6 protein-coding genes are annotated in these 7,800 nt (G+C 42.8%); all 6 read left to right on the forward strand.

The window, feature by feature from the left end; genetic code table 11:
* Nucleotides 1-292: 292 nt before the first annotated feature.
* Entirely contained in the window at nt 293-1,183 is an 891-nt protein-coding gene (locus tag NJ959_RS22320) for a PEP-CTERM sorting domain-containing protein (RefSeq protein WP_254013946.1), read from the forward strand.
* Between the two features lie 199 nt (nt 1,184-1,382).
* Nucleotides 1,383-2,420: a DUF1702 family protein gene (locus tag NJ959_RS22325; RefSeq protein WP_254013947.1), complete on the forward strand. Its 1,038-nt coding sequence runs from the start codon at nt 1,383-1,385 to the stop codon at nt 2,418-2,420.
* Nucleotides 2,417-4,444 (forward strand): CRTAC1 family protein, encoded by a 2,028-nt coding sequence (locus NJ959_RS22330; protein ID WP_254013948.1) that lies wholly within the window; start codon nt 2,417-2,419, stop codon nt 4,442-4,444. Before NJ959_RS22325 ends, NJ959_RS22330 begins: the two co-directional genes overlap by 4 nt.
* 61 nt (nt 4,445-4,505) lie before the next feature.
* Nucleotides 4,506-5,291 (forward strand): hypothetical protein, encoded by a 786-nt coding sequence (locus NJ959_RS22335; protein ID WP_254013949.1) that lies wholly within the window; start codon nt 4,506-4,508, stop codon nt 5,289-5,291.
* A 277-nt stretch (nt 5,292-5,568) separates the two neighbouring features.
* Nucleotides 5,569-6,495, forward strand: a complete 927-nt coding sequence (locus NJ959_RS22340) for an enediyne biosynthesis protein UnbU (RefSeq protein WP_373693694.1) — start codon at nt 5,569-5,571, stop codon at nt 6,493-6,495.
* A gap of 248 nt (nt 6,496-6,743) precedes the next feature.
* Nucleotides 6,744-7,800 (forward strand): beta-ketoacyl synthase N-terminal-like domain-containing protein (locus NJ959_RS22345; RefSeq protein WP_254013951.1); only part of this gene is annotated, 1,057 nt, incomplete at its 3' end.

Here is a 7,800-nt window from a genome sequence, read left to right on the forward strand (position 1 = left end):
ATATAATTGTATCGAAAAAGCAACAATGTAAAGATTGTATGAAGATGGATCTTTTTTGAGAAATACCCTTTACATTGGGTAGAAAGCTTCTTCATGAAGCTGGAGTAAAGGTAAAGCAACAATTAGTAAATATACTCATGTTACTTCACCCACTCATTAATAAGCCAAGCCATTACTGCCTTAGACGGGGAAATTCAGCCCAAGTCAGTCAGTGAATTATCGGGCAAGGTGAATGGCACAGGCAGGAAAAAAGTCAAAAACCACTTCTACCAAATGTAAAGGAGAAACTAGGATGAAAAACACATTTTTATCAAAAACAATTTTTAGTCAAGCTACACCAGTTTTAGGAGCAGTGGCGTTAAGTGCGATCGCGCTTGTGGGTATGCCGCAGTCTGCTAAGGCTGCTGATACCTGTGGTCCAGGAAATGATTGGGTGGATAAATGCACCAGTGGGACTGATTGGTTCAATTCCAACGCTTACATTGACTTATGGCTGAATTTTGACCCTCAGACGGGTAACCCCCTTTCAACCCCTTTCGGAACTCAGCTAAAATTCTCAGGTCCAACCCACATCTTTCGAGGAGATCCTGTTGATGCCATTATTGGTCATCCTCTGCTTGGGAATCGGGGTACAATTAATCAGCATCTAGATGTCATCCAAACGGAGATATTTGACCTTCAACTGACTGGTCCAGGCGGTCTAAAGCTGATTGCGGGTGATGGTATTGGCAACCTACAAGATGACCAAGTTCATCCTTCTTTATACTCGCCAGGAGTAATTATTGAGCAGCCAGGTAATTCAGCCCTAGCTGATAGTTTCTTTAATGTCTTCTTTGAACTACAGGGAACGGCGCTTGGTCCATTACGCAATATGAATCCAGCAATATTAACAGCCAATCGTGGACTCGCTGGCATTCCTCCAGATAAATTTACTCACGGTCCTGAGATCAATCCCTGTCCTCCTCAACCTTTCCCCATCGCCTATTGCGGTGGTCCTGTTGATTTATGGGCGGCTGGTGCAGATGGAGAGTTCTGGACTAATGATGATATTAATGTGGGTAGAATACACAGTGAGACTCACGAAATAGCTATCCCTGAACCTTCTACAGCAGCAGCATCCATCTTTGTCGGATTAGCAGCAATGTTTGGATTGAAGAGAAGACAGCAATCTAACAAATCATAAACAATACGATACGCCCTGACTAAATTAGTCAGGGCAGATGGATGACACCATTGTCACCTAGCGGTTGAAACCGCGTCTAGACAAACAAAACCCGCCGTCGCGGGTTCCGAAATTATTGATTTTTCATAAGCCAAATTTCACTTGACAGGCTTACTCATATCAATTCCCAAGAAAATACTGATGGAGTCAGGGATACTCTATGTTTCAATCTTTAACTGAATCAAAAATCAACAGCCCAGACAAGACATCCAAAGTTAATATAATTTCCTGGAAATCTCTCCGTCAGCGTCTCTTCAGTATTTCCCCAGAGGAAGCGACATTTGCTCGACGTGGGTTTCAAGCTAGTAATACTCAAACGCAGGAGAGATTAGAAGAGATTGGTCATACTTTTTTGCAAGGTTACCATGGCGCGATGGCAAACCATCAATCAGAGATACTCGTACCCTACCTAAATACTATTGATACTGAATTGCGCGGGTTTGCTTTTGAGGGTGCGGCGATGGGATTGGCGCTATTAGATATTCTTACCCCTTGGCAGCCAAATCGGATGGAAGTATTTCTGGCAGATGGAGGGTTAGATCATATTTATATGATGTATGTGGGTATGGGTTGGGCACTGGCTCGAATTCCTTTGGGGATTGAGCGATATTTGGCTCGACTTAATCAGTCAAATCCCAAATTTATCGATCCTTTATTGGGTTGGTTGGCGATTGATGGTTATGGATTCCACCAAGGTTATTTTTACGCCCAACGTTATGTAGAAAAGAAGGTATTACCTCAGAGACTTTCTGAATCTGCTTTACGAGTATTCGATCAAGGTTTAGGGCGCAGTCTTTGGTTTGTCTATGGTGCTGATATTACAAGTATTGTCCATAATTTACGATCTTTTCACCCAAGTAGATGGGCTGATCTTTGGAGTGGAATTGGTTTAGCTTGTACCTATGCAGGTGGAGTAGATGCTACTGCTATTCAAGAGTTACAAATAGCAGCGGGAGAGTATCAACCTCATCTGGCTCAGGGAGCAGCTTTCGCAGCAAAGACTCGTCAGAGAGCGGGTAATTTAACTCCTCACACGGAAATAGCAACTCAGATTTTGTGCGGGATGTCTGTGGAGGCAGGGGCTGAAATTACGGATATTTGCTTGGAGAATTTACCTAATCAAGGAGAAATACCTGCTTATGAAGTCTGGCGGCAGCGGATTCAGAGTCGATTTCAATTATTAGGGATTAATCCATGAATATTTTAGTGAAATTCATGCAGCAACAGGGCAAAAAATTACTAGCCATTGTCATAATTTTAGGATTATTTTGCTTTACCCGTCTGCCAGCTTTATCGGCTACGGAAAGAAGTTTTCTTGCCTCTCAGTTTAGCTTCACATCTTCACCATTACCAGAATTAACTGACTATCCCCGTAAATTTGTGCGAGGAGTTAATCCCAGTTTGAAAAATCACGCCGCTTGGATTTCTGCTGTTGGTGCTTCTGTGGCGCTCAACGATTTGGATGGAGATAGTTTACCTAACGATATTTGTTATGTCGATACGCGGACTGATGAAGTAATTGTAGCGCCAGTACCGGGAACAGGAAATCGTTATCAACCTTTTGGATTAGAACCAATAAATTTGCCTTACAATCGCGAAACGATGGCACCGATGGGGTGTTTACCGGGGGATGTAAATGAAGATGGTTTGACGGATGTTTTAGTTTACTACTGGGGACGGACTCCGATCGCGTTTTTGAATGTAGAGACATTCCAGAGAACCTTTCTACAGAGTAACAGCTACATGGAACAAGAGATTACCAATAGTGGCGAAAAATGGTACACCAATGCGGCAACATTTGCTGACTTAGATGGTGATGGACATAACGATTTAATTATTGGTAACTACTTCCAAGATGGGGCGGAAATTCTGAATGTAAATGCTACTAGTGTAGAGTCAATGCAGCATTCCATGACTCGCGCTTATAATGGTGGCAAAAATAGAGTTTTCCGTTGGGTAGCCGCTACTAAAGGAGATGAACCAACTATTAAATATGAGGAAGTTCAAGGGATACTTGATGAAAAAATTGCTCGTGGTTGGACTTTGGCAGTAGGTGCAGCAGATTTGGATGGGGATTTGTTACCGGAAATCTATTTTGCTAATGATTTTGGACCGGATCATCTTCTACATAATCGTTCCCAACCAGGGAAACTACAATTCGCTCTTTTGGAAGGTGAGAAAAAGCTAACTACTCCCAACTCTAAGGTATTGGGTCATGATTCCTTTAAAGGAATGGGTGTGGATTTCGGCGATATTAATCGTGATGGGTTGCTGGATATCTATGTCAGTAATATTGCTGACGAATATGCCCTAGAAGAAAGTCATTTTCTCTTTACAAGTACGGGCGATACTGATATAATGAAACGCGGTATTGCTCCCTACGTTGACCGAAGCGAATCATTAGGATTATCCCGCAGCAGTTGGGGTTGGGAAACCAAGTTTGGCGATTTTAATAACGATGGAGATTTAGAAGCGCTACAGGCAACAGGTTTTGCCAAAGGTGAAATAAATCGTTGGCCTGAGTTACAGGAATTAGCCATGGGGAATGACCAACTTTTAAGCAATCCTAATAGTTGGTTTAGTTTGCAACCAGGTGACGATTTAAGCGGTCATTACCATAACCCATTCTTTGTCCGTGCCTCCAATGGCAGATATTACGATTTAGCCAAAGATTTGGGACTAGATGTACCCCAAGTAACTCGCGGAATTGCCACTGCTGATGTGGATGGGGATGGAGATTTAGATTTTGCGATCGCAAATCAATGGGATAAGTCCTATTTCTATCGCAATGATAATAAAAATTCAGGAGCATTTTTAGAGCTTAGTCTATTACGGGCAACGGATTTTGTAACGGTTTTTTCGGATGGTTTGTCGCTTCCAGGAGAGACTCTGCCTCCCACAAATAAGACATCCGTTACATCCGTTACCCCATCCGTTGCCCCATCTGCCACCACCCCGGCCATTGGCGCTGCGGTAACAGTTCATCTACCCAATGGACGGAATTTGGTAGCACAAGTAGATGGCGGAAATGGACATTCTGGAGCAAGAAGTCCCCAATTACACTTCGGTTTAGGTGAGATAAAAGCGGACAGTCAATTACCTATTGAAGTGGAGTGGCGCGATACAGAGGGACATATCCAGTCAACAAGTTTGTTGTTAGCACCGGGAGTACATACAGTACTTTTGGGTGAGACGGCAAAAGTAGCTTCTAGCGCGGGCTAGGAGATCAGAAAAAAGCCCCCTTTCGGGAGCTTTAGCAAATGTATCTAAGGAGTATTATCTCATGAATTTTTTGAATTCCGCAAAGTTAGCAGTTTTAGGTACAGTGGGGTTGAGTGCGATCGGGTTTTTGGGGGTTGTGAATCCTGCTGAGGCTGCAACTGTTGTAGCAGGTTCTGACTATCTTAGTTCCCCTGCTGGTCTTTCATTTTACGACTTTCCCGGAATTGGCATAGTTAATTTTCAAGGGCTTCCCATCGGACCTGGAGATACCGATACCATTATCAAAAGACAAGACTGTGTATTCTCTGGCTCTTCCTGTCATACTGATATTGAAATGACAGATCTCTCATTAGTAAGTACAGAAGCAATAAACATTGGAGGGTCATTTTTTGACATTTTTGTGAGTCTCACGCCACAAACAACCTCAAACGGAAAAATGTGGATTAACGACGATGGGACTTTTAGCTCTGAGTTGAATGTCCTCTTTGATGTCTCATTTGCTCCCCAAGGAAGTGGAATCGGTTCGGCTTCTTGTATACTCCAAAATTGTTCTTTTGCTGATATTCTGACTGCAAGTGGACAATGGGGTAGTCAACCTCCAGCAGGAGCGGTAATAGTCAAAGGTTTAGTTGGAAACCAGGATGCTAATCTTCACACGAATCTTTCACTTGGGGATAGCGATTTCTTCCTGGCTGGTATAGTCGATCATGACCACAAGACTTTTGCTGGTAAGCATCGGGTAGTGGTGGCAAAAACTCCTGAACCCTCATCTGCCTTAGCCACCATCTTTATTGGACTAGGGGCAATGTTTGGATTGCGGAAAAATCGGAAATCTCAAAAGGATTAAAAACCACAAGCCTCAAACCCGCCAGTGGTTAAAACCACTGTCTAATAGCTTAAGTCGGTTGAAACCGACTGAAAGGCTAATTTTTCAAAAATATTAGCCCTACCCAAGAGGACTAAACAAGAATTTCAGTCCATTTTAATGGACTTGAGCTATTAGACAGGGAATTTATTCCCTGGCGGGATTTATGCCCCGCCGGGATTTATTCCCTCCCATAATTTATGCGCTCACCACATTTATTCCCTCCCAATATTTAAAGCCTACTGAAACCACTAAACAAATGATTCCCAACAACAACTGGTATAAAACAAACCGCCTAGCCGGATTGCGCCGATTCGCAATAGCCATCACCATCCTCAACCTATTAGGACACACAATCTTAGGCTTCGAGCAATCTTGGGCACAACCATTAATCGCCATATTTACCGCCTACACCACAGAACTAATTCTCGAAATAATTGACGCAAAACTCAATCAGCGTCCCCAACAATTTGCAGGCGGAATCCAAAATATCATCGATTTTCTCCTCCCAGCCCATATTACAGCTTTGGCAGTCGCCATGTTGCTCTATGCCAACGATCAACTATTACCTATCGCCTTCGCCACCTCAGTAGCAATTGGTTCAAAAGCCATCTTTCGCGTCCCCGTCGGTAAAGGGAATCGCCACTTCCTCAATCCTTCCAACTTTGGTATTACCTTCACCCTCCTATTATTCCCTTGGGTTGGGATTGCCCCACCTTACCAATTCACTGAAAATCTGGACGGTGCAGCCGATTGGATATTACCAGGAATTATCGTAATTTCGGGTACATTTCTCAATGCCAAATTTACCCAACGCCTACCCCTAATTGCCGCTTGGGTTGGTGGCTTTATTATCCAAGCATTACTCAGAAGTTTCATCTTTGGCACACCAATTATTGCTGGATTAATCCCCATTACCAGCGTCGCATTTGTCCTCTTCACATTCTATATGGTAACAGATCCAGGCACTACTCCAATTAAACCAAAAGACCAAATAATATTTGGTAGTGCAGTTGCTATTGGATATGGAATTTTAATGTTATCCCATATAGTATTTGGCTTTTTCTTCTCACTCACAGCAGTTTGTCTATTGCGAGGTTTAGTTTTATCTGCCCCAACATTAATTACAAAACTAGCATCCGGACGAGGACAAATATCAATACCTATAACTTTAGGAGAAGTGTAATTAACCAACAAAAGTTAGTAGTAGGCGCTTCCGGACCTAAATAAGCGATAAATCGCTTACTACAAACGAACATAAAAGTTAGTAGTAGGCGCTTCCGGACCTAAATAAGCGATAAATCGCTTACTACGACCTAAATAAGCGATAAATCGCTTACTACGACCTAAATAAGCGATAAATCGCTTACTACGAACGAAGCAAATAAAGACTGAAACGGTTAAATTATAAACTTAATAAAAATAATTACCATCATGAAATCACCAATCGCAATAGTAGGAATGGCATGTCAATACCCAGACGCAAAATCACCCATCGAACTCTGGGAAAACGTCCTCGCCCAACGTCAATCATTCCGACAAATACCCCCACAACGTCTTAATTTAGCCGACTATTTCTCCCCCAACTCTACCACACCAGATCGCACCTATTCTACCCAAGCCTCAGTAATAGAAGGCTACGAGTTTGACAGAATTGCTTTCCGAGTACCCAAAAGCACCTTTGAATCAGCAGACTTAGCACATTGGCTAGCCCTAGATATAGCAGCAAAAGCATTAAGTGATGCAGGTTTTCCTCAAGGAGAAGGCTTACCCCATGATATGACAGGCGTACTCCTAGGAAATACCCTCACAGGTGAATTTTCTAGAGCCAATGTCATGCGATTGCGATGGCCATACATAAAGAGAATTGTCGAAGCAGAATTAATTAAAAAAGATTGGACAGAAGTACAGATTAATAATTTCCTAGCAGACTTAGAAATTCAATACAAATCACCCTTTCCTGAAATTGGCGAAGAAACCTTAGCAGGTGGATTATCTAATACAATTGCTGGTAGAATTTGTAATTATTTCAACCTCAAAGGTGGAGGATATACTTTAGATGGTGCTTGCAGTTCATCACTACTTGCCGTTGCAAATGCCTGTTCTTCCCTAGTAGCAGGCGATTTAGATGTCGCCCTAGCAGGCGGTGTAGACTTAAGTTTAGATCCATTTGAACTAATAGGATTTGCCAAAACAGGCGCATTAGCACCAGAAGAAATGCGAGTTTACGATATCCATTCCGCTGGATTTTTGCCAGGTGAAGGTTGCGGATTTATCGTATTAATGCGCTACGAAGATGCCCTCGCCCAAAATCGGAAAATTTACGCCATAATTCACGGTTGGGGTATTTCCTCTGACGGGAATGGTGGCATCACTCGCCCCGAAGTTGAAGGTCAACTTTTATCCTTAAATCGCGCTTATCGCAAAGCAGGTTTTCCTCCCCATACTGTCGCCTACTTCGAGGGGCATGGTACAGGTACTAATGTAGGAG

This window comes from Limnofasciculus baicalensis BBK-W-15, assembly GCF_024178385.1.
GTDB lineage: Bacteria > Cyanobacteriota > Cyanobacteriia > Cyanobacteriales > Coleofasciculaceae > Limnofasciculus > Limnofasciculus baicalensis.

Coding starts and splice junctions, on each gene's coding strand:
- NJ959_RS22340 (WP_373693694.1), top strand. CDS start 5,569: ATGATTCCCAACAACAACTGGTATAAAACAAACCGCCTAGCCGGATTG.
- NJ959_RS22320 (WP_254013946.1), top strand. CDS start 293: ATGAAAAACACATTTTTATCAAAAACAATTTTTAGTCAAGCTACACCA.
- NJ959_RS22325 (WP_254013947.1), top strand. CDS start 1,383: ATGTTTCAATCTTTAACTGAATCAAAAATCAACAGCCCAGACAAGACA.
- NJ959_RS22335 (WP_254013949.1), top strand. CDS start 4,506: ATGAATTTTTTGAATTCCGCAAAGTTAGCAGTTTTAGGTACAGTGGGG.
- NJ959_RS22330 (WP_254013948.1), top strand. CDS start 2,417: ATGAATATTTTAGTGAAATTCATGCAGCAACAGGGCAAAAAATTACTA.